The sequence below is a fragment of the Streptococcus halichoeri genome (assembly GCF_009870755.1).
Taxonomy (GTDB): Bacteria; Bacillota; Bacilli; order Lactobacillales; family Streptococcaceae; genus Streptococcus; species Streptococcus halichoeri.
In genome coordinates this window covers 1-20,472 of sequence record NZ_WLZU01000029.1, presented here as the reverse complement: position 1 = coordinate 20,472, position 20,472 = coordinate 1, and the positions used below count along the sequence as shown (strand labels likewise).

The 20,472-nt window shown below is 45.9% G+C and carries 15 protein-coding genes and 2 pseudogenes; 2 read left to right on the top strand and 15 right to left on the bottom strand.

Going from position 1 to position 20,472, the window contains the following annotated elements; translation table 11 throughout:
• Positions 1 to 185: 185 nt before the first annotated feature.
• Both GWD08_RS07435 and GWD08_RS07430 read right to left on the bottom strand, forming a co-directional pair.
• Entirely contained in the window at positions 186 to 1,427 is a 1,242-nt protein-coding gene (locus GWD08_RS07435; protein WP_159565024.1) for a Fic family protein, read from the bottom strand.
• A 352-nt stretch (positions 1,428 to 1,779) separates the two neighbouring features.
• A complete protein-coding gene (locus GWD08_RS07430; RefSeq protein ID WP_159565022.1) occupies positions 1,780 to 3,024 on the bottom strand; it encodes a transglutaminase domain-containing protein in 1,245 nt (414 codons plus the stop codon).
• Positions 3,025 to 3,213: 189 nt separating this feature from the next.
• Between GWD08_RS07430 and GWD08_RS07425 the strand changes: the two genes are divergently transcribed.
• Positions 3,214 to 4,563, top strand: a complete 1,350-nt coding sequence (locus tag GWD08_RS07425; protein WP_159565020.1) for a glucose-6-phosphate isomerase — start codon at positions 3,214 to 3,216, stop codon at positions 4,561 to 4,563.
• 543 nt (positions 4,564 to 5,106) lie between these two features.
• On the opposite strand, the pseudogene GWD08_RS07420 reads toward GWD08_RS07425, so the two are convergent.
• The 13 genes and pseudogenes from GWD08_RS07420 to GWD08_RS08810 form a co-directional block, all read right to left on the bottom strand.
• Positions 5,107 to 5,386: pseudogene (locus GWD08_RS07420) on the bottom strand (type II toxin-antitoxin system RelE family toxin).
• Positions 5,379 to 5,606, bottom strand: a complete 228-nt coding sequence (gene relB, locus GWD08_RS07415; RefSeq protein WP_244295513.1) for a type II toxin-antitoxin system RelB family antitoxin — start codon at positions 5,604 to 5,606, stop codon at positions 5,379 to 5,381. The pseudogene GWD08_RS07420 and the gene relB overlap by 8 nt, the downstream one beginning before the upstream one ends.
• A 354-nt stretch (positions 5,607 to 5,960) precedes the next feature.
• A complete protein-coding gene (locus tag GWD08_RS07410) occupies positions 5,961 to 7,166 on the bottom strand; it encodes a glycosyltransferase family 8 protein (RefSeq protein ID WP_159565018.1) in 1,206 nt (401 codons plus the stop codon).
• Between the two features lie 42 nt (positions 7,167 to 7,208).
• Positions 7,209 to 7,379, bottom strand: a complete 171-nt coding sequence (locus GWD08_RS07405) for a hypothetical protein (RefSeq protein ID WP_159548434.1) — start codon at positions 7,377 to 7,379, stop codon at positions 7,209 to 7,211.
• A 15-nt stretch (positions 7,380 to 7,394) separates the two neighbouring features.
• Complete coding sequence (locus GWD08_RS07400) at positions 7,395 to 8,387, bottom strand: glycosyltransferase (RefSeq protein ID WP_159565016.1); 993 nt, start codon at positions 8,385 to 8,387, stop codon at positions 7,395 to 7,397.
• Between the two features lie 21 nt (positions 8,388 to 8,408).
• A complete protein-coding gene (gene gtfB / locus GWD08_RS07395) occupies positions 8,409 to 10,550 on the bottom strand; it encodes an accessory Sec system glycosylation chaperone GtfB (RefSeq protein WP_159565014.1) in 2,142 nt (713 codons plus the stop codon).
• Entirely contained in the window at positions 10,543 to 12,054 is a 1,512-nt protein-coding gene (gene gtfA, locus GWD08_RS07390) for an accessory Sec system glycosyltransferase GtfA (protein WP_159565012.1), read from the bottom strand. The genes gtfB and gtfA overlap by 8 nt, the downstream gene beginning before the upstream one ends.
• 14 nt (positions 12,055 to 12,068) lie before the next feature.
• Positions 12,069 to 14,456, bottom strand: a complete 2,388-nt coding sequence (gene secA2 / locus GWD08_RS07385; protein ID WP_159565010.1) for an accessory Sec system translocase SecA2 — start codon at positions 14,454 to 14,456, stop codon at positions 12,069 to 12,071.
• A gap of 10 nt (positions 14,457 to 14,466) precedes the next feature.
• A complete protein-coding gene (gene asp3, locus GWD08_RS07380) occupies positions 14,467 to 15,003 on the bottom strand; it encodes an accessory Sec system protein Asp3 (RefSeq protein WP_159565008.1) in 537 nt (178 codons plus the stop codon).
• On the bottom strand, positions 15,000 to 16,625 hold the full coding sequence (gene asp2 / locus GWD08_RS07375; protein WP_159565006.1) for an accessory Sec system protein Asp2: 1,626 nt from the start codon (positions 16,623 to 16,625) through the stop codon (positions 15,000 to 15,002). The genes asp3 and asp2 overlap by 4 nt, the downstream gene beginning before the upstream one ends.
• A gap of 12 nt (positions 16,626 to 16,637) precedes the next feature.
• Positions 16,638 to 18,188, bottom strand: a complete 1,551-nt coding sequence (gene asp1 / locus GWD08_RS07370) for an accessory Sec system protein Asp1 (protein ID WP_159548455.1) — start codon at positions 18,186 to 18,188, stop codon at positions 16,638 to 16,640.
• A gap of 10 nt (positions 18,189 to 18,198) precedes the next feature.
• Positions 18,199 to 19,440, bottom strand: coding sequence for an accessory Sec system protein translocase subunit SecY2 (gene secY2, locus GWD08_RS07365; RefSeq protein WP_159548458.1), 1,242 nt, complete (start codon positions 19,438 to 19,440; stop codon positions 18,199 to 18,201).
• A gap of 217 nt (positions 19,441 to 19,657) precedes the next feature.
• Positions 19,658 to 19,825: an LPXTG cell wall anchor domain-containing protein gene (locus GWD08_RS08810; RefSeq protein ID WP_201448117.1), complete on the bottom strand. Its 168-nt coding sequence runs from the start codon at positions 19,823 to 19,825 to the stop codon at positions 19,658 to 19,660.
• 52 nt (positions 19,826 to 19,877) lie between these two features.
• Here GWD08_RS08810 and GWD08_RS08805 point away from each other — a divergent pair.
• Positions 19,878 to 20,472 (top strand): annotated as a pseudogene (locus GWD08_RS08805) (hypothetical protein); the annotation flags it as partial.

Here is a 20,472-nt window from a genome sequence, read left to right as displayed (position 1 = left end):
GACTGCTCTTCCTCAAGGATGAGTTTTACAGCAGAGAGTTTGAAGGCTTTATCAAAGGTTTTTCTTGGCATAATGACTTTTCCTCGTTTCCACTTAATTTTGTGTCTACTTTATTATACCAAGTCCACCCAATCGTTAGATTTTGTGTCCAACTTTTTGGGGTCAGTACAGTTCAGGTGCTTTTTCTAATCGTTAAATAATTTTACAGAATTCAGCGTATGCCGGCTAGGAGCTTTAGTGGTTTTAGTGATAATAGTGTTCTCTCTTAAGCGTTTTATGTTATCTTTGATCGTTTTCTTTGGATATGTCCTTGATAAGATGTCTATTATTTCGTTATCCTTAATGCCTTCTTTAGGATCATCTACAAATTCAGTTGATTGAAAAACTAAAAATAAGATATGCTTTTGAATAGGTGTCAAATCATCCCTGCTTTCAAGAGTGTTAAAAGCATCGTCTAGAATGGCTTTTTTACTATCAAGTATGCCTATTATATCATCTTGACCGTCTTTTAATAATTCCAATAAATAAAGAACGAAGAAAGTTCCTTCAGCTCTATTATCATAATCACCCGTTATTTTGAAAGCATCATAGTATTTTTTCTTATTTTCATTAATTTTTTGAGAAATGACAAGTCCAGAGTAAATATCCAATTTTCTAGACAAATACCTAGATAAAATATAGCGTCCTGTTCTTCCATTTCCACCATAAAACGGATGAACATTTTCAAAGAAAAAGTGGGCTAAACTTGCTTTTATTAAAAATGGAATGGTTTTGTCATTAATAAACGTTAGCCAACTGGTTAACATTAACATAATAGTTGTTTCCTTAACGGGTGGGAGGTGTTCTAACTTTCCAGAGTTTTGGTCTAAAATAGTAACATAATCATTTCTGAAATAGTCACCGTCAAGTTCGTTGCCCTTTTCAATCTCTCCCTTTGTTAACTCATCATAAATACTTCTTATGGTCTCTATACTATCTATTTTTAAAACATTATTTAGGAGTATATCATGATACATCCTTACTGTTGAGAGAAGTCTAATTTTTTCATTTTGACTTCTGTTAAGCACTGCATTATATGCCTCAGAGACTTCTCTTCTAGTCGTTTTGACTCCCTCAATCTCATTTGTATTTATGATAGCTTTATATAATTGCTCTTTGTAAAACTGATGTTTTGCAACCTCGGGTAATTGATCGGCTAGTTCTTTTATTATTATTGATTTTTCTTGTATTTGTTGCGTTATTATTTGAAGTTCTAACAATGGAACTACAAAAAGAGGGAAATCTCTGCCTTTGTTTACCCCTCGCTTCATGAGAGTAGGATACATTTTAGTTTTTATAATTCCAAAACTGTTAATTCTTTTACTGTACTCACTTTCGTAGTCGCTTTCATTGCTATATTTCGTGATTTTTAGCGGTTTGTATTCCATATTGTCACCAACTTTTTTAAATTTATGGATATTTTAAATAGTTTACCGAATTATTTTGCCAAAATCAACTGCTCTGTGGTGACTTCAACAATTTATTATTGCGTAACAGTTAAGATGGTGTTACGCATTTTTTTATATAGCTAAGAAGTTCAGTCTGTGTTGGCAGATTTTTGTGTTTTTGATAGGCAAGAGCACCAAAAACCCAGCAGTCGTTGGGAGCTGCTGGGTAAGTGTAGTAAATCTTGTTCATATCGTGGGGTGTCGTGTCAAGCTCTGCTTTACACCACATCAGCCTTGCTAAGCTTTCTTGCTACCTGGTCTTTGTGACTGCTTTTATTTTTCTACAGGGCCATCAGTGGTTAAAAAAGGTCATGCTGTTGGTTTCTGGTGAGGAGAGGTAGGTAAAGCCATGGTAGTTAGGCCAATAGGCTTGAAAGAGCTCGTGGTAGCTGGTAGCATTGTGGGTCAAGGAGCGTTCTAAGCGATGATAGTCATCTGGGTTTGCTACCTGGATGCTTGGCGTTGCTTCGCCTTTGGCTAACTGTTGCTTTAATAGGGTGAGGGCTTGGCTTTGTTCGAAGTGTTCTAGGTAAAAATGATGCTGTTTTGCAAAGAGTAGGGAGTCGTCTGGGCATTTGGGCAGGGTCCACACGTCGCCATCTTCTTTGCTGTCTTTTTTTGTTTGATTGGGTTTAATGGCCAGTTTGAGGTTGGCTTGGTGGGTTTGTTCCATGAGTTTATCTGGTAGGCAGAGGAATTGTCCCTTGTTAGGGACTTGGAGTTTTGCTTGGCCAGAAACGGTTTGGCTAAAAGTGGGATCGCCCCAGGTGGTATCAACGGCGTAGTAGGTATGGTTGATCTTAACCAGGTTCCATGCATGGTTAATGTCTTGTTTGTTTCTGCTGGACTGGACGCGGCCGCGGACATAGATGGCATCTAGGCCTGCCTTTTGGCAGAGGAATTGAAAGGTCTGCGCATAGCCATTGCAGACGGATAAATGATCCATGAGGACACTCTTAATGTCCTGATTGGCTGCCACTAATGCTGGGTTACCCGCCTGCTCTTGCTCTAAAGCTTTGCTATTATACTCTGTATGATCAATGATATAGTTGTAAAAATAAGCCACTTTTTGGTAGTCGTCTTGCTGGGGTGCCAAGGCAACGATCTGATCGCCTAGCTGTTGCAGGGTTTGGTAGTTGGCTTTGGCCTCTTTGGGAACCTTAAAGGATATAAAGGCCTCATCCTTGTTTTCCTCAAGTTGGTAGCTAGAGCCTGTCAGCCAATATAAGTCAGGATTGTCCATGATAAAGGCATCGAGCGTCTTTAGGAGCCCCTGGTGGCTATCAGGCGCAAGGTGGATGGTGTCGTGATAATGGCGCGCCTTTTGGCGTAAGATAAGGTAATTTTCCTTTTGGTAATGGCTGAGCTGTTGATAGTAGTAATGGTGCTCAACTTCTTTGAGGGTGGTTTGTCTGGCTTTGCCTTGTAGAGCCAGCGGGTTGGCTTTGCTCATCTGTCGGCTGTCCTTTTGCTGACAAGCAATCATCCCAAACATGAGCAAGGGCAGGAGAAGAAGGATTGATAGTTTTTGTTTCATGTTATGACCTAAATAATAAAAAAGTATCGTATGACATCATTATATCATAGCTAGTCAGTCAGCAGGGCTGACTTTTTGAAAATGCTTGAAAATTTGGCAAGCATTTTGTGAAAGCCTATTCAAAACTTGAAAAAAGGTCCCTAAAGAGTTACTATAATAAGGAACGCAAAAAAGATAAAGAGGTATATTATGTCACACATTCAATTTGATTATTCCAAAGTTTTGGACCGATTTGTTGCCACACACGAATTGGACTACATGCAAGCACAAGTGACGGCAGCCGACCAGATGTTGCGTCAAGGTACAGGGGCAGGGGCTGATTTTTTGGGCTGGTTAGACCTTCCTGAAAACTATGACAAGGACGAATTTGCACGCATTCAAGCAGCTGCCAAGAAAATCCAATCTGACAGTGAGGTGCTTGTGGTTATTGGTATTGGTGGGTCTTACCTAGGTGCTAAAGCAGCTATTGACTTTTTAAACAATCATTTTGCTAATTTGCAAGCGGCTGGTGTGCGCAAGGCGCCACAAATCCTCTATGCTGGTAATTCGATTTCATCAACCTACCTTGCTGATCTTGTGGAATATGTGCAAGATAAAGAGTTCTCAGTGAACGTGATTTCAAAATCTGGAACAACTACAGAGCCAGCGATTGCCTTTCGTGTCTTTAAAGAGCTCTTGGTGCAAAAATACGGTCAAGAAGAAGCCAATAAGCGGATTTACGCAACGACAGACCGTGTGAAAGGTGCCGTCAAAGTCGAAGCGGATGCTAATGGCTGGGAAACCTTCGTTGTGCCTGATAATGTTGGAGGACGTTTCTCGGTCCTTACAGCTGTAGGCTTGCTGCCGATTGCTGCATCTGGTGCTGACCTTAACCAGCTAATGGCAGGTGCTAATGCGGCGCGCGAGCAATTATCATCAGACAAAATCGCTGATAATATTGCTTACCAGTACGCTGTGGTCCGCAATATCTTATACCGTAAAGGTTATGTGACTGAGATCCTTGCTAACTACGAACCATCCCTTCAATACTTTGGTGAGTGGTGGAAACAATTGGCAGGTGAATCAGAAGGAAAAGACCAAAAAGGTATCTATCCGACGTCAGCTAACTTCTCAACTGACCTGCACTCTTTGGGCCAATTTATCCAAGAAGGCTACCGCAACATTTTTGAGACGGTGGTGCGCGTGGACAAGCCACGTAAAAACGTCATTATTCCAGAGATGGCTGAGGATCTAGATGGCCTTGGTTACCTCCAAGGTAAGGATGTTGACTTTGTCAACAAAAAAGCCACTGATGGTGTGCTTTTGGCCCACACAGATGGTGGCGTGCCAAATACCTTTATCACCCTGCCAGAACAAGACGAGTTCACACTTGGGTACACCATCTACTTCTTTGAATTAGCAATTGGTTTGTCTGGCTACCTCAATGCGGTTAATCCATTTGATCAACCAGGTGTTGAAGCTTACAAGAAAAACATGTTTGCCTTGCTAGGCAAACCAGGCTTTGAAGAGCTTGGCGCTGAACTAAATGCCCGCCTCTAAGCTGTCAGTTAGCTTAGTTAGTCATAACAGCAAGAAAACCCTTAGGTCCTTTGACGACCTAAGGGTTTTTGGGTCTGTGTGCTAAGTTCAGTAGGCCGCTTGCTTCATGAAAAATAAATCAAATCACTGGTTTTTGTGTCCTACTCCACAAAGAGTTAGACTAAAAATCTAACAATTGGGGTGCAGCTCAGTCCTGGTACTCTTTAGATGTTAGAGTTTTCTATCGAAAAATCGCACCCAATTTTCCACCCTAAAAAAGGACCTTAGAAAGGCCCTCAGATTGAAGACAAACTGGCTCATCCTCCAGTTTGTCTTTTTTACTTTTTCTATTGTGACTCGGCTGAATTTGGCAACTGTGAAGCCAATTCAAAAGGCGATTCGTATTTTGTTTTTGTCGGGGTCGTGCTGGGAGCACGTCTTTTTTAGTTGGTTCTCCGTAATAATCATACCGTCTTAAGCAGCAAAAATTCAAAAAGTGGTCAAAGTGTGCACACTTGAGCACCTGCTAGAAAGGGCGATTTATTTTTTGCTCATAATTTTTAGCTATTGTTTCTTCTTGTAAATATCTGAATGATGACCTACATGAAGATTAGTAATGACGAAGTTACCGTCATCAATTTTGGCAATAATACGATAATGAGCTACTCTAAACCGAACATATCCTGAAAATTTTCCAGTAAGGTATTTTCCTGGCGAACGCGGAAAATCAACACCTACTAAATGCTTATCAATCCATTTAGCGATTGGTTTTTGTGTTTCTTTATCTAGCTTTTTTCATGTCCTCAAAAAAGCTTTCTGCATAATTAACGGTATACTTAGCCATAACGTTTCATCATCTCTTCATGACTATACGTTTTCTTATCAGAATCAAGCCATTTTTGATAAGCTTTATCTGCCATTTCAATATCATACAGATCTTCTAATTTTTCAACTACTGCTTGTCTAATAAAATCAGTTTTAGTAGTATGTTGTTCTTTGACTACTCTAGTCAGGAGAGCATTTAAATCATTATCAAATCTTACGGCAACAGGTACAGACATCATGATCACCTTGATGTATTTTTTATAAATACAGTATATCTTTATTTATTTCTACTATCAAGTCTGCATTATTTTCTCTTGCACCCAGTGCCCTTTTGTAAAAAACGGCTTTTTTGCCTCTCTTCTAGCTTGTATGGGTAAGCCTACAGCGTACTTAATCAGAGTCCTTTTCTAACTCCTTTAAAAAGTTTTCCGCTGAAATACTCCCCTTTTTCTGTCCGAAGTGACTGGTAACCTTTTTGCAATTCTTCCACCAAGTGTCGCGTCGCTTGGTGCTTTTGTCTCATCACAGGCTTTGTGCCACCCTTGGTTTTGCTTGTTGTTTTATGCTTGATCAGGCACAAAACCTTACGCTTTTTAAGGAAGCGGCAGGGCTAAGGCTTGATTGATAGCTGCCTTCATCGCTTTTAGATCCCCTGCTTTTAATGAGAAGACCTGCTCGTGCGGCTGCATCCAGCAGTCTTCCCAGGAGATGATGGTTTTATTGAGGGTCAGGCCTCTTTCTAGGATGTGATTGACATTGGCAAAGGGTGAGATTTCTAAGAGTGCTTGACACTTGTCTAAAATCTCCTCAAGGGCGTAATCTGAAATGCTTTCATAGACCTTACAGTTGCTGTGAGCAATGAGGTTTTTGAGCTTGGGTGACATCAGTGTGTGGGCGGCAATGTGAAAGGTGACCTCTTTATTTTGCTGGAGGATCTCTTCGATATAAAGCAGCTGATCACTAGAAACTAATAAGAGAATATCGTGTGTTTGCCGCGGCGCTAAGCTTACATTTCGAACAATGTCAATCCAGTTTAAATCATGATAGCGCCACCAAAGGTCCCGAAAGCGGGAATAGAGCTTGGTTTTCCAGGGTTTGTTTGGGCCAGCAAAATGGGCAATAGCAGGGTAGCTATCCCGAAATGCGATCAAATCAGGTCGCTTATCTAAGGCCCAGTTTAACTCTAGGCCAACTAAGTAATTATACGTATTTGATAGCGGTAGCCATTGCTTTTGAAAAGTCAGATTTAAAATACTCTGATCCGCATAGAGGACCTCAGACAGTTTTTCATGAGCCGTCTGGACGAGGCGCTCATAGATCTTTTGCTCTTGCCAGGCTTTGTTATTAATTAATAATACACCGGCATTAAAATAATCTTTAAGGCCAAGGTAAGCCCCGGTGCCTTCTGGTTCCCTAATGGCACCTAGGGGTTTGTCCTGCAAATCAATCTCAAAAAGCGGTGCCAGATCCTGGGTTACAAGGACATCAGTATCCAAGTACAGAACCTTTTCATCGGGAATAAATAAGGGAATGAGGAACCTAAAGAAGGATTGATAGGGCATGGTCCCCTCAAACAAGGCTAATTCCTGGACATACTCCTGAGGGATCTTAATATCTTGTATGTCACAGTGGCAGTGATCCAAGTATTCTCTTAGATAAGCAAACCATTCTTGGGGGAAATCTTCATTAATGATATAAAAACGAATATGAGAATTATGTCTGGTAACAGATTTTATGGCAGTTTCTAGCCATAGATGTGAATTAAAATCTCCACAAAATACAACTGCTTTTTTTGGCATTTTTACGTTCCTTATATGTTTTTCTGGATAAAAGAGAAGTCTTTAGCCCCCGAGGGAGACCCATAGTGAGATGAGGACGGCAATGGTCACTAAAAGCACTATGAGTAAGTTGAAAAGGGATTTCTTTTCTTTGTCTTCTTTTGGCCTTGTTTGCCGGGCTTTTTTGATTTTATGTGCGATGTCTGCTTCTAGCAGTTTATTTTTTTTGGTCATGGCTGACAGGCCTCCTTATTCATTAATGACAGTGTAGACGGCCTTGGTCAATAGCTGCCGTGTTATCCAGCCATGGCGCGTGACCTTGGCTACTTTTTTGACATTTTGGCAGTAGCTATTGTAAACTTCAGGGCTCATGTGCTTGATGGTATCTGCTGCCTCTTCTAAGGTATCAACGACGATAATCACGCCTTTTTTCTCTAACTCAGCTTGATTGGCAATCCCGCGCCGTGCGATGACAGGGATACCTGCTGCGATAAAGATGGCTAATTTGTAGGGACAATAAAGGCTCATGTATTCTAAGTCGTCATCGCGGTGCCAGATCAGCCCAAAACCACCTTGAGCCATTTCCATGATTAGCTGCTGCGTTGGTCGCCAGTCAAATCGCTTCAAGCTAGCATTTTCAGAGATGACCTCGTTAGAATAAAGCTGCAGTTTCACCTCATCATGCCAATCGAGGAGAAAGGGAAAGCGGCTGGGATTACCAGGAAAATGAATCAGCTTTTGATAGGTGGCAGGTTGAACAGGGATGTCTGTTTCATAATCCCACAGTTCTTGAATCAAGTAATGTTGAACGGTTAAGCCCTCTGTTACTAAAAGGTCATACATGGCCTGGGATGGTAGGATGAGCAGGGCTGCGCGATTTAAGGTAGCGATGACTTTTGGCAGTAAGTAGCGATTGGAGGCAAACATCAAAGGAATAATATCGTGCACGAAGATAATGACCTTGTTGCCATAAAAGCTTAAGCGGGTCATGAGGGCATCATCATATTCGACGGAATTCCAAGTGGGAAATTGTGCAATCAAGACATCGCCTTGGCTGACACTAGCAATCATGCCATCCATGCGTCTAGCTAATTCAGAAGGGGAATCGGCCTTGGTATCGAAAAAATACACACCAATTTCATAAAAGCCAAGGTCACGCGCAATTTTGGCGACCTTATTTTGAGCCATTTGTGCGGTGCTTTGTGCGGCCATGCCGTGCAAATTTGTAATATGAACTTTCATCTGTTTCTACTCACCTTTTTCTTAATCAATGACGGTCACGATTTGTGATTGATAGGCCTGGTCTTTTGCCAAAATAATTCCCTCATCATAGTTAAATTCAGCTGTGTGCTTGTGACCTAGCTTGACCTTGTGATCGACCCCTAGCTGAAACCACTCGTACTCTGAGTCGATATGGCCAATGTCAATGGCCTGAAAGCCTTGTTCTGACAAATCAGCGGCCAAGACCTTGGCAGTTGGGCCCAGCATCAAAAGGATCAGGTGGTCTTTAGCGTGTTGTTGCACAGCCTTTTTAATGTCCTCATACCGGCTATAGGCATGGTGTGAGGGGCAAATAATCCTTTTAATTGCTTTTGCTTTGGCAAATAAGTCGTTGCCAACACCTGAGCGTGAGGTGACTCCCTCGACAATCAGGAGCTGCCGATCCTGCCAGAGCTGTTTTAATGCGGCAAAATACAGAGGACTTGCTTTTTTATCCTGTAAATCAATATAAGGCCTGGATAAAAAGGTTGTGCCATACCAATCTGACTGGATAAGACCTTGATAGAGCGTTTTGTAGTGCTGTAGATGCGTCTCCCAAAAGTGCCTAGCTGAGGGAGTATAGCGCTGTAAATCTCTAAAAACATCCGGCAGACAGACTAAGAGGTGGTCATTGCTAGGCCTTGTGATGATGGCCTTTAAACGCTTAGCCAAGTCCTCGTGATAGGCTTGATAAGGGATACTGTGTCCGGCCATGATGTCAATCTCCCCGTCGCCAAAGCGCACTACAGAAAGCTGCTTCTCCCTGATCAATTGGCAGGTCTCAAGGATGCCAAGAACATTGGCAAAGGGCCTGTCATCTTGGGTGGCTAAGAGTTCTTGGTAGGCCTGGCTATCAGTCACCTCGGCCTCTTCTTGTTGGTTGGTCAGCATTTTCTGGAAGGATGCTGGCTCAGCCAGCAGCTCTTGCAAGCACGAAACCATCTGGTCTGGCTGCTCAAAGATATGCTGAGGCGCCAGGAGGTCTGGCTGGTGCACAGTGTTGGCAAAAGACAAGATCAAAGCCCCTTCTTCGAAGGCTTGGCGAATGCTATGATCAACTTCGTTGTAATGATTGATGTCCAGGTAGAGGCCACAATCTTTGAATTTTTCCAAAACAAGCTTTCTTGTGCTGTTGGGATATAAAGAAACATTGGCCTGGTCTTCAAAGGCCAGCAAGCGTGGTGACATTTCCGTGTAAGCCGCAATATGAAAATCCAGTTGTGGCAATTGCTCTACCAGTGTTTGCAGGCCTTCAATCTGGTCGGAATTGGTCAGGATAAAGGCTTTGTGGCGATCTTTAGCGCTCTTAGAAATTGGATAAATATAGCCCAGATAATGAACTTTGTCATGATGCTGCAAGGGCAAGAGGTCTAAAAGTCTTTGGTAGGTCCGGTATTTTTGGACGATGACTTGCTGAGTGTTTTCATTTGGCTGCTCAAAGATGAGGCGCATATTGCCTGGAATCTCATCTGTGATCTCTTCCTGCCAAAAGAGAATGTCCTTTTGGGCTGTGCGGTTGGCTAAATAACGGCTGACAAAAAAGGGAGTTGACAGTGAATTATACCAGATAGCATCGGTGTCAAATTGCCTTTCTTGGAAGTAAAAGGCGAGAAATTCTACCCGATTTTTAAAGAAATACTGGCTGTTTTGCCAATTTAGGATAATATCACCAGTTTTAAAATTCTCCACAATGATTTCTTGAGCAGCAGCATTGTAATAGGTTTTAAGAGTGACTGTTTGGCTCGCATCAAAAGCCGTTTGAGCAAATCGTAAGCCCCATTGGTTGAAATGATCGGTAAAACGGACCTTGCCCTTGCGGTCCAACCAATCAACATTTTTGACCCGGCGTTCTTGTTTGGGCTCCATGTAGAAAATACTAGCTCGTTTGACCTCCCCATCTAGGACCTCAGCTTGAAGATTGTTGCCTGCGATCTGCCAGAATTCTGGTACGGGCACTTGGTTAAAATAGAGGGGTCGGCCTTTTTGACCGAGCATACCACAAAAATAGCCATAGGGCGATTCCATGTTTTGCGGCAAAAAGCCATGGTCGTTAATCACGACAGAAGGTCCCGAAAAGCCGGCTTGGTTGAGAGAGTAATCCAAATCAAAGGTTTCTTGACTGGGCCAGTCGTAGAGTCTAATCATTGCCCACCACCTCCTTTAAAAAATCGTGCCAGTCTTGCATGACAGCTGCTTCTAAGAAAGAAGAAGCGATCTGATAAGATTTCTGACTAAAAGCAGCTAAATCGGCCTTGGTGTAGAGGTCAAGGATTTTTTTGGCAAAGGCCTCAACCATAACCTTACTATCATCAGGCTCCTTTCGTGGAATCAAATAGCCGTTTTGGCCGTCTTTGATGAAGGTCTGGTTGCCGTAGCGCACATCCAGACCAATTAAGGCTAAGCCAGATCCGACAGCTTCCATTAAGGTTAAGCCAAAGCCTTCACTGGTTGAGCCAGCCAGGTAAACTTCATAGGCTTGATAGCGCTCTGCCATTTGCTTGTGCCCGAGCAAGCGGATGTAATCTTGCGCCTGATGTTTTTGAATCAACTCCCTTAACTTGGCCTCTTCGCCACCTGTCCCGTAAATATCCAAGCTGAGTTCTGGTAGTAGCTGCTTGGCTTTGATGACAGCCTTGATTAGCCAATCCACATGTTTTTCTGGGGCCAGGCGAGAAGCCGTGACCAAAGAAAAGGGCTTGCGCGCTTTTTGGGGGTAAGAGCAGGCGGGCAGACTTCCCACAGCAATAGTGACAATGCGGGGTTCACAAGCCTGATAGGTCTTGAATTGCTCTGCTAGCAGCTGGCTTTGTCCGGCTGTCGCACAGATGAAGGCATCCACCTTGTCAGCATTGGTAAACTGGTATTCATAAAAATTATTCCACAAAATAGTATCCTTAGTCACACTCTGAGGACTGAAATGCTCAGCATGAATGACAACAGCAAGCTTGGCTGCGCCGCGCTCTTGGAAAATGGTCTGTCCGATACCAGTTGAGCGGTCCAAGATAAGCAGGTCGTTTTTACTCAATTGCAGTCGCGCGAGCATTTCCTTAAGGAGCTGCGACTTGTCATCATAGATGGCTTGTTTGAAACGAAAAATACTCTCTACTCCATCAACGTTTTCCTCATAAGCCACGCTGCCATCTTGGTTGAAAAAGCGCCGCAAATAGACGGTAGCTTTTCCATCTTTTGGGGCATAATATTCTGAAAAGAGGCGGGTTGAGGTGAAATAGTCCTTGCGGATCAAAATCCCTCTAGAAACATACTCGACCCGCTGGACCAAGTGGCTGGTCTCGTCGTTACAATAGCAGGTCATAAAGAAATCCATGTCATCATTAAAGTAGCGAACGACCTTACCCAAGCGCTCTTCTCGCTGGATCGGGTAGATGAGCTCGGTCTTGACATCTGCCAGTGTCACACTGGTGGCAGTAATAGGAATATCGGTGAAAAAGCTATAGAGCCAGATGACTTCATCATCTTTAAAACCCATGTTCTGGGTCAGGTGCTGGATGTTTTCTCCTGTAATGAAGTCGGTAAAGATAAACTTGGCAGCAAGCCCTAACTTTCTAAAGAGGGTGGCACGGTAGGCTTGAGCGTATTCAACTCCAGAACTAGCCCAGCCAATCCCTAAATTAATATTATATATGGTCATGTCTCTCCTTGAGCTTATGCAAAATAAATAGATCTTTCTCCATCTTTTGTCACCAAAATGGTGCTGAGCATGACGTGGCGCACGATCTCTTCTTTGACAGCGCCAGCCATTTTTTCATAAGAACGAAAGGCCTCTTGGTAATATTCATACATGCTGTTGCGCTGGGCGAAAGCCCGGCTGGTCACCACTGTTTTGAGCTGCTGCAGGTGATCGACTTCTTCGATCCAAGAGCTGTCAATGGCTTTTAGGACACAAAGTCTGAAAAACTCTTCTTGGCTTACTTTGGACTTGAGGAGTTTTTGCTTTTTGGTCATCTCCTCAGTATACAAGTGCCAGAGCAAGGCTTCTACGGCCTGGTCAGATGCTGGATTAAAGCCATCAGGGAAGTGCTTGAAATGGTAGCTGTAATTCTCTAAAATATGCCGTTTTAAGGTTCCTTTGCTTCGGTCTTTTCGCTTGGTGGCAAAGCTGTGCGCCATTTCCTTGATGACCTTTGCGACTTCTTGTCCTACGGTTCGCTCCTTATGAATCAACTCTTCGCGCAAGCCATAGACGAGCTTACGTTGGATGCGTAGAGCCTCGTCAAATTGGACCGTTTGATAGCGCATGCTGGCAGCCTGGTCTTCGCTTCTTAGCTGGGCCTGCTTGATAGCTCGCCTAAAGCGTCTACCAGCTAAAGGCAGGCCATAATTTGCCCGCTTGGTGTGGTTATTTTTGTCAAAATAGGTGCCCAGCCACTTGGGGCCTTGCTTGATGAGTAGGTCGTCTTCTAGGGAGACGAAAAACTGGCTCATACCAGGGTCGCCCTGGCGGCCGGCACGTCCTCGTAGCTGCCAATCAATGCGGCTATTGGCCATTCTCTCTGTGCCTAGAACCGCAAGACCGCCGAGCTGGGCTACGCCTGGTCCTAGCTTGATGTCAGTCCCGCGACCTGCTAGCGAAGTTGCTACGGTAACAGCACCTCGCTGGCCGGCTTCTTGGATGACGAGGGCTTCTTTGACCAGGTTGTTGGCGGTCAATAGCGAGTGGGCAATCCCTTCTTGTAAGAGCATGTTAGAGTAAATCTCAGCCACTTCAACGGTACCTGAAATCAAAAGAATCGGTTGTCCTTTTTGGTGGCGCGTTTTTACCTCAGCCAGTGTTGCATAGAGTTTCTCAGGTAGAGTGACAAAGATCTTATCTGGGAGGTCCTTGCGCCGCATTGGCCGGTGCGTTGGGATAAGAACGACGTCCATACCGTAAGTTTCTAGGAATTCGCTTTCGACTGCCTTGCCGGTTCCTGTCATACCAGAGAGCTTTGGAAACATGTTAAACAAACTCTGGTAGGTGACAGATGCCATGGCTCGACTGTCCCAGGTCCTGCTGACGCCTTCTTTAGTTTCGATTGCTTGGTGAAGGCCTGATTGCAGGCGGGTTCCTTCTAAAATCCGCCCTGTTCGATTGTCTAAGAGCTTAACTTCGTCATCTTGCACCACGTAATCACGCCCTTTTTGGTAGAGGTGCTTGGCCCGTAGGGCGAGATTGATATGGCGATTGAGCTCGATAGCATCCTTGCTGTAAATGTCGGCCACATCAAAGAAGGTCTCTGCCCAGTCCATCCCTGCCTCTAAGAGATAGACGGTCTGTTTATCTTGGATGTGTTTATATTCTTTATTGTCACTCAATGTATCGACAAACTGCTGGCAGACCTGGTAGAGATTAGACTGGACACGCGGCGAGCCAGAGATAATCAGCGGGGTCTGAGCGATGTCTAATAAAATCGCATCCGCCTCATCCACAATAATGTAATGAAAGGGCCGCAGGAATTTGTCCTGCCAAGAGCTGGCGAGATTTTCGGCTAAATAGTCAAAGCCCAGCGCGGCGCTGGTGGTATAGACAATATCAGACTGATAGATGGCTCTTTTGTGCTTGGCGGTTAGCTTCTTGTCTTTGTCCTTAGCCACACCAATGCCAACGCTAAGGCCCAAAAAGTGGTAGAGAGGGCCCATTTCCATGGCATCGCGTTTAGCGAGGTAATCATTAGTCGTAACTAAGATCGCTCCCTTGCCTGTCAGAGCATTGAGATAGAGGGGCATGGTGGCTGTTAAGGTTTTGCCTTCGCCAGTTTTCATCTCAGCAATGCGCCCTTGATGTAGCACAATAGCTCCTAGGACCTGCACATCAAAAGGGTAGAGCCCTAAGACCCGCTTGGCCGCTTCGCGCACAGTTGCAAAGGCCTCAGGGAGAATCGCCTCTAAGCTAGCCCCCTGGGCCAGGCGCTCTTTTAGCCGGCTGGTTTGTAGGCACAGGTCTTTATCAGACAAGTTAGCCATTTGTTGAGCGAGCTGGTTAATACGCTTTAAGATGCCTTTAATTGGTTTTAACTTTAGGGTTGATGGGGCTAATGAAAGCTTTGCGGTCATGATTTTCCTTCTATGCTAATGGAATAAGGGAGCAGATGAGGTCTAGCTCTGCTGGTAAATCTTGCTCCTGATAAGACTTGGCCTTTGGAGCTTCTTGCCAGACTTTTTGGGCCTCACAGGCATAGAGCTTGAGCTCCTGAAAGCGCAGCTGATGACAGCCCGCGCTCATCAAGGAGATGTCATAGTGATCAGTACCTACTGGACAGGTGAAAAGTCCTTGCTGGTCTCGCAGAGTCAACACCTCAAGCAGCTCATCTTGTTGGTTTTTAAAGCTAACTTGCAGGTAGCAGGCACCTCCTGATAGGACTTGTACCTGATAGGTTAATTCATAGGAGTCGCCTGGGATCAGCAGGGGCAAGTCGGGACAGACCCGATGGGCCTGATAGTGGCGCTTGGAATGCCAACTTAAGAGGGCCTTGCCCGGGGCAATACAAGGGTTATCAAAGACCAGCTGGCCCTTTTCTGTTGCTAGGTGCGTGCCATAGAGGTACTTGTCACAGCGGGCCGGGTCGGCTGGCTTTAGGTGAAGGATTAAGGTTTTGGTCATGGCTTGCTCCTTTCAAAGTCATTTGCTAGCACGGCTTGATATTGGTCGACAAACCACTTGGTAATGGCATCGCTATTATCGTTGTGCCGTCCTAGGTAGCCCTTGCTAAATAGGTGAATCTGCTTATCGGCTGCATAGTCTAAGAGCCGCTCATAAGCTTTTGGGTCATAATCTTCATTGAGCATATAGGCAATGGCAAATTGGGTTTTAGAAAAATCCGCTGGCTTAAATGCCTGCCAAAAACGGGCATTGATTTTTTGAACAGCAGCTGCGTGATTGTCACCAACCAAGGCTAGCAGCATATCTGCACTTGCTTCAAACTCATCGGGCCGCAGCAGCCGCAGGTTCATGGCCGCATCACCAATATTGGTAAAGGGTTTGCCTACGATGACTGTGTGGGGCTGCAAGATAGTAGCATAATAAAGGGCGCCGTAAGTGCCCATGGAAATCCCTGAGAGGATAAGCTGGGAATGATCAAAGCCGAGATAATCTAGGGCTGTTTGGATGGCTTTGACAATCGCTGCCTGGTAGGCCGGGCTACCCTGGTAGAAGGAGCCGCCTTCTAGCCGCGGATCAGATAGGAGCAAGAAAGGCGAGCCGATTTTTTTCATCATGTAGAAGCCCTCAAAGCCTTCGGCCGCACGAAATCCTGAAAAATAGACTGATAAGGGAGGTTTCATGTCGCCAGGATGGAAATAGCTCAAGACTTCCTGCCGCTTTGCATCGCGGTGGATCTGACCGCCGACTAGCAGCTCACCTAATCCTAGATGTGACAAGCGGCGATGTAAGGGGCCAGCTAGCAGCTTTCCCTGGCCCTTGGCATACACGGTGACATTGTACTGACCGACCTCAGCATCAGGATACAGCAAAATCGGCTGTTCGAGGTCATTACCACTGACCAAGCGACTGGACTTTACGCCATCAATCGCCCCAGCATAAATGCTATCAATAGCGATAGCCAGTGTTATCGCACCATCGCTCACATACTCCCACCATAATTCTGTGGCAATTTTGTCCATGCTGATGCCATACTTAAAGGTGAAAAGCGGCGTCAGCTCTTCTCCAAAATCGCCCTCAAAGGTCAGACTGGCATGGCCTTGAAAGGAAACCTGGCCTGGAAAACCAGGAAAGACATCTATATCTTTTACCTGGAGCTTGTCCCCATATTGGCCTTTAAACAAGGCAAGATGCAAAAAGGTAATCAGCTGACTGGCCTCGCCTTGTGTCAAAAGGTCCAAGGGCCTGGCCATTTTTCGCCGTAGAAAACCTCTGGGGCTAGCTGCTAGGGAGAGATCGGCCGCATAGAAGACACAGTGAGCTTCGACCCATTGGGCCAAGGGCTCAAGCTGTGCCTCATCTAGTGTGCTCATAATGAGCAGGGCATCAAATTGCCGCCTGGCCTGTAGAGCCTTTGCTTTTTTGGTCTGTTGTTGCTGTGACACCAAGTGTTTTTGCTCATCTTTGGCTGCTTCTTGGGCTAAGAGCGCCGCTAGGTGGCCTTGTAAAAAGGCCTCTAAATCCTCCTCAAGGGACACATGATACCACTCCATCTTCTCTGGCAGGCTTAGTCCGGCTGACTTGTCCTTGCCGCCCACCTGTAGGATACGAATCGTCTTAGCCATAGGCTTCTCTCCTTATAAATACCTTTTCCATTGGGCTAGCAATTGCCCGCTGGTGTAATCGGCCATCTTTTGCACGGTGTCCACCAAGGCGCGGTTCCAGTTGGCCAAGCCTGTAAAGTAATAATCAAAAGCAAGATCTAGATCATCTAATGACTCCAAAATCCAGCCGTTCTTTTGATGGGTCACGTAGTCAGTGGCCACCCGATTAATCTGGGGAATACCCGCTGAGATGCTGGCAATCTGTGTGTAGAGATCAGGTCGCTCTCCCAGGTCAAGCACCAGGCGGGCCCGATCGAGGGCTGCAATAACCTCATGCTCACTGCTAAGCCATTGCAAGTCAATCCGGCTCAAGACCAGCTGTTCTTCGAGTTGGTTCTCACCGATGGCTTGGCTTTGGTAGAAAGCCTCCTGGTCAAAGTGCGTGGCAATCAGCTCTTCAAGGTCAGCTCGCATGGCTGCTTGATTTCGCTGTAAGTCAAAACTAATGATCTTTAGGGTCATGTCTTTGTGCTTTTGCAGCTGCGCTAGCAAGGGCATCAGACTAGCCTGGTAAGCTGTCTCATCAATAGTGTCAATGAAATAATAGACTTCGAGCTCTTTGTGATTTTGACTGTGGCCCAGACGCAGGCGGCTATCAAAGGGCGTCACCCTAAGCACTGGTCGTGCCTGACTCAGTTGCCTCGTCATGAGCCCTTTGAGCTGGGCTTCTTTTTCCTGGGTGTCTACGACAATTAGCTGAGCTTTTGCTAGGCTATCAAGCATGTGTGGCAGCAGCCCAGCAGCAATGCGATTACCAAAAAAGGACAGGACTTTCTTTTGTTCGGGGAAGAGCTGGAGCAGCAGGTGGTTGTGCTGCGGATGGGCCGCGATGATCAGTTTATCATCAGCCTTAAGTTTGTGCGCTTTTAAGAGCGACAAACGCTCACACAGCAAGTCTTCCCAGCAAGTGTAGTGTGACTGTTTAAAATGCTGATCGGCCTTGGGATTGATGGCTAAGCCCTTTTGGCTCCCTTTGAAATATTCGCGAACCTGCCAGACGCCATGAGGATTCAGGTAATCCTGGTGATGGGGCTTACCTTCTTGGTAGACTAAAAGACTAGATAAAAACCCCCGATCATCAAAGACATACTCTCTACTAGTCTGTCCTTGATCTCTATAAATAATGCTGTGCAGGTTACCATCTTGGGCGAAATGCACAGTTGCTAGCTCTGTTTCAGCCAGCTTAACCACTACAGCAAACGCTGTGTAAATAAAGCGCACACCCTTTGGCCAGTTCAATTCCTTAAAATCAATCGCCTTAGTGCTGCTTGCGTGGCTATTTTGAATATCGTCAAAAAAGGACCAGTAACCAAGACCCAAAAGCCCCTGCTGATGCAAGAAATAGCGCAGCTGTGGCTGATAGTTCAACACTAGCAGCGCGACCTCTGTCAGATCATCGTAAAAGAGCTTGACTTGATTGACAGTATCATCAAAGGCCATCTCCTGGCGCAGCTGGTACCAATAAGCTGTCCGGTGGTACCACTTGCGCTTAGACTGATACCAAGAAGGGATAAAATAAAACATAGGGGCTCCTTTAGATTAATGGCTCATACCGTTGCCAGACTCTCAACGCTTCGATCTGCTCAATCACCGTCATCATCAGACTGACAATGATAAAGCCATTACTGATCATCATGACAAAGGCAAGGGGCTGCTCGGTGAAAAAGAAATTGAGCAAGATTGGCAGCCCACCCATCAGGGTGATAAGCACCGCCCCGATATGGGCAAAGTAACTAAGCTTTCGCTCAATATAGCGATAAGTAGCCTTGCCAGGCCGGACTTGCTCGATGTAGTCACCGCTCCGTTGAAAGTTTTTGGCTATTTCCTGCGCGTCGTAGTTAAAATAGGCAAAGCCAATGGACAAAACATAGAGAATCACCAGATAACACAGCGCGCCAGGCAGGCTGTCTAGATTACTATTTGCCAGCAAATCCTGCAGCAGACTAGAAGTCGGGAAGATCCCAAGCAGCCCTTGTAGGATCAGCGCAGGCAGGGTCATCAGGGTCATGCTGTACATAAAGGGCATGCCGCCTGCTGGCAGCAAGCGAATGGGCAGATAGGTCGCTTCTTCAAAACGACTATGGATGACAACGCGCCTTAAGGGGATGCGGTATTCAGCCCGATAGACCAGCACCGTCCACCAGGCCAAGCCGACCAGCAAAAGCGCAAAACCAGCAAAAGCCAGCCCAGCCATCAGCTGACTGCTGTGCTTTGCCGCCAAAAAGCTGGTGCCATTTTGCAAGAGGTTGAGACACATATTGACCAAGATAATGACCACCGGCCCACCTAGCCCGTATCTGGTATTGACCTGAGTCAGCCAAGTCAGCACCATGCTGCCTGCAACCAGCACCACCATGGTGGCAAACCGCCCCAGCAGGGCATTATCCAGCTGCCGTGGGGCAAAGCTGACATAGGTCAAGGTCGCGGTCAAGCCAAAGGCTTGAATGGTTGCAATACCAAGAGCCAAGGCATTTTGCCAAAACCGACTGGCCTTCTTGGTCAAGCTGGCAAGGCCTGGCAGCTTAAAGACGGTTAAGCTGCGCCACAGAATCAGCATGGTCATATAAGGGCCAATCCCCAGGCTAAAGAGTGTCATCATCTCATAGTGGCCACCAGACACAGACGCCAAAGCGGCCAGGAGGTCTTTATTAGCCTGCGGTTGCAAGCTAGCCGCGTCTAAGGGCACCGTGCCTACGGGGATAGCCCGCCCCAGCATATAGACAAAGACCATACCAAAGGTCCATGCGATTTTTTTACCTAATAGGGAATGTTTCATGTTTATCCTCTACGCTTCCTATCACTCAGGCCTAACCGGCCGTCTACTGCTTATTATAGCAAAATTTCCCCAAAATCAGCCCGCCCGCCACCACGCCTTCTTTGAACTGTGCCTAGGAGAAGGGATAAAGAAATTCCCACGAAGACCGGAATCTGTGGGAATTTCCTTATCAGTAATCGCAAAAACAGAAAAAGGCAGATTTTCTAGAAAACGTTAGCTATTTGTCCTGACGCGATTTTCTTTTCTTGCCAAATAGGCTACCGCTTAGCAGAGCACCAATACCGACTAGAGTGGCTAAGGACTCATGCTCACCGGTCTTAGGCAGAGCGCGCGAGGCATTAGCAGACTCAGAGCCTGACGGCTTGTGACTGTCAGATGCCGGCAAGCTGCTAGAGGTTGAAGTCGACTCTGACGTTGATGCCGACTCAGAGGCAGAAGTGCTGGCGCTTGTTGATGCGCTCAAGCTGCTTGATGTCGAAGCGGATTCGGAAGCCGATAGGCTAGCGCTGGTAGAAGCACTTAGGCTGCTAGACGTAGACGCCGACTCAGAAGCCGATAGGCTAGCGCTAGTAGAAGCGCTCAAACTGCTAGATGTCGAAGCGGATTCGGAAGCGGACGTGCTAGCACTAGTAGACGCACTTAAACTGCTAGACGTAGACGCCGACTCGGAAGCCGATAGGCTGGCACTAGTAGACGCACTCAAGCTGCTAGACGTAGATGCCGACTCAGAAGCAGACGTGCTAGCGCTGGTAGACGCACTTAGACTGCTTGATGTCGAAGCGGATTCGGAAGCCGATAGGCTGGCACTAGTAGACGCACTCAAGCTGCTAGACGTAGATGCCGACTCAGAAGCAGACGTGCTAGCGCTGGTAGACGCACTTAGACTGCTTGATGTCGAAGCTGATTCGGAAGCCGATAGGCTGGCACTAGTAGACGCACTCAAGCTGCTAGACGTAGATGCCGACTCAGAAGCAGACGTGCTAGCGCTGGTAGACGCACTTAGACTGCTTGATGTCGAAGCGGATTCGGAAG

Coding starts and splice junctions, on each gene's coding strand:
- GWD08_RS07405 (WP_159548434.1), bottom strand. CDS start 7,379: ATGACCAAAAAAAATAAACTGCTAGAAGCAGACATCGCACATAAAATC.
- gtfB (WP_159565014.1), bottom strand. CDS start 10,550: ATGATTAGACTCTACGACTGGCCCAGTCAAGAAACCTTTGATTTGGAT.
- GWD08_RS07435 (WP_159565024.1), bottom strand. CDS start 1,427: ATGGAATACAAACCGCTAAAAATCACGAAATATAGCAATGAAAGCGAC.
- GWD08_RS07430 (WP_159565022.1), bottom strand. CDS start 3,024: ATGAAACAAAAACTATCAATCCTTCTTCTCCTGCCCTTGCTCATGTTT.
- asp2 (WP_159565006.1), bottom strand. CDS start 16,625: ATGGCTAAGACGATTCGTATCCTACAGGTGGGCGGCAAGGACAAGTCA.
- GWD08_RS07400 (WP_159565016.1), bottom strand. CDS start 8,387: ATGAAAGTTCATATTACAAATTTGCACGGCATGGCCGCACAAAGCACC.
- GWD08_RS07410 (WP_159565018.1), bottom strand. CDS start 7,166: ATGCCAAAAAAAGCAGTTGTATTTTGTGGAGATTTTAATTCACATCTA.
- GWD08_RS07425 (WP_159565020.1), top strand. CDS start 3,214: ATGTCACACATTCAATTTGATTATTCCAAAGTTTTGGACCGATTTGTT.
- gtfA (WP_159565012.1), bottom strand. CDS start 12,054: ATGACCATATATAATATTAATTTAGGGATTGGCTGGGCTAGTTCTGGA.
- secA2 (WP_159565010.1), bottom strand. CDS start 14,456: ATGACCGCAAAGCTTTCATTAGCCCCATCAACCCTAAAGTTAAAACCA.
- relB (WP_244295513.1), bottom strand. CDS start 5,606: ATGATGTCTGTACCTGTTGCCGTAAGATTTGATAATGATTTAAATGCT.
- asp3 (WP_159565008.1), bottom strand. CDS start 15,003: ATGACCAAAACCTTAATCCTTCACCTAAAGCCAGCCGACCCGGCCCGC.
- secY2 (WP_159548458.1), bottom strand. CDS start 19,440: ATGAAACATTCCCTATTAGGTAAAAAAATCGCATGGACCTTTGGTATG.
- asp1 (WP_159548455.1), bottom strand. CDS start 18,188: ATGTTTTATTTTATCCCTTCTTGGTATCAGTCTAAGCGCAAGTGGTAC.